Source organism: Myxococcus llanfairpwllgwyngyllgogerychwyrndrobwllllantysiliogogogochensis, from assembly GCF_006636215.1.
Lineage (GTDB): Bacteria > Myxococcota > Myxococcia > Myxococcales > Myxococcaceae > Myxococcus > Myxococcus llanfairpwllgwyngyllgogerychwyrndrobwllllantysiliogogogochensis.
Genome location: NZ_VIFM01000520.1, coordinates 1 through 1704, shown reverse-complemented (window position 1 = coordinate 1704; position 1704 = coordinate 1). Strand labels below are relative to the sequence as shown.

The following is a 1704-nucleotide window of genomic DNA, read 5'->3' as shown; positions in this document are numbered from 1 at the left end:
GGGTGGACCACTGCGAGCTGCTGGCGCAGCGGCTCTCGGCCACCGGCCTGTCGGCCGCCGCGTTGACGAGTGAGGTGCCGCGCGAGGCGCGCAAGGCCCTCCTGGACCAGGCGCGCGCCGGGCGCGTCCGTGTGCTGGTGGCCACCAGCCTGGCGGATGAGGGGCTGGACCTGCCGCGCCTCTCGCGCGTCTTCCTCGTGTACCCCGGCCGCGCGCGTGGACGCACCGTCCAGCGTCTCGGACGCCTCATGCGCCCGCACGAGGAGAAGAAGAGCGCCGTCCTCATCGACTTCGTCGACGGGAAGGTGCCGCTGCTCCGGCGCCACCACGCCGAGCGCCGCCAGCAGTACGCCACGGTGCTCGGGGTGTCCTCCGCCGCCAGCGCCCATTGAACCGATGCAGGGAGTGAGCACCTTCGATGACGACACCTTCTGATACCACTCCGAGCACTCCCAACCCGGACGCCATCCGCGCAACCTGGCGGTGGCTGGCTCATGCCCAGCACGGCGTGAGCGAAGTCCGTGTCATCCGCCCAGGCGGCGGAGGCCTTGTCGGCCTGGGCTTCTTCGACGCCGAGGAGGCTTTCGTCGCTGCCTGTGTCGAGGCCAACGCTGCCGGCAACGTGTATGTGGGCATCCAGCCCCGGCCCCGGCGCCTGCTCGAGCTGGCGCCCAACGTCCTCCGTCCGTTGCGGACGGGGGCGGGCAGCAAGGACATCGCAGTCGTCACGGCCACGGTGGTGGACCTGGACCCGATGCGCCCCAAGGACTCGGCCAGCACCGAGGACGAGCTCGCACTGACGCTCCAGGTGGCGACAGCCGCCGCGGACTGGTGCGAGGCGCAGGGGCTTGTCCGCCCGCGGTTGATGATGAGCGGCAACGGGGCGCAGCTCTGGTTCGCCCTGCCGTCGCAGTCGCTGGAAGGGGAGGCCCACGAGCGCGTGCAGGCAGGACTGAAGGCCTTCGAGGCCGAGTTCCGTGCCCGCTTCGCCTCCGAGCGCATGCGCGTGGACTCCATCCACGACGTGGCCCGCATCATCAAGGTGGTGGGCACCGTCGCCCGGAAGGGGGCGGGGACTGCGGAGCGGCCTCACCGAGCAGCTCGCGCGCTCGCCGGCTTCGAGCGCGTCGAAGACGCAGTCCTCCTGGAGCGCCTGCTGCGCGCGCCGGTGCAGCAGCCTGTGGCGAACCCGGCGCGTCCGGCCCAGGTGACGCTGCCGTTGGCGCCCTCCGCCTCGGCACCGCAGGGGAAGGTGAAGGCCCGCCGGACGGAGACGGGGGAGTACGACTGGGCGCAGCCGGTGGAGATGTGCGGCCCGGTGCAGCGCCTATGGCAGGAGGGGGCGGAGGACCGGAGCGTCGCCATCTTCAACATGGTGCGCTTCTTCGCGCACAAGCAGCTCGGCCTCGATGAAATCACCGAACTCGTCCTGGAGTACGACAGGCGCGGCCTGGGCAAGCTGAAGGGCCGAGACGGCGTCGGCTACATCCGCAAGGCCTACGAAAAGGTGATGGCCACCGCCCGCGAGGATGGCGCCGTGGCGCCGCCCTGCCACTCCCTCCAGGGCATGGGTTTCTGCCGCGTCAACCGCGAGCCCGACGTGCGCTGCGAGCTGTACGACGTCGTCTTCGACATCGAGAAGGCCGTGGAGGCGCTCGCCACGGTGCCGGCCCAGGACGTGGAGTACCGCCTCAAGCCCATTCT

1 protein-coding gene and 1 pseudogene are annotated in these 1704 nt (G+C 71.1%); both read left to right on the top strand.

What is annotated here, in order from left to right:
• A partial coding sequence (locus FJV41_RS49030) for a DEAD/DEAH box helicase (RefSeq protein WP_281291650.1) occupies positions 1-392 on the top strand: 392 nt, incomplete at its 5' end.
• Positions 393-418: 26 nt separating this feature from the next.
• Positions 419-1704: pseudogene (locus FJV41_RS49025) on the top strand (hypothetical protein); the annotation flags it as partial.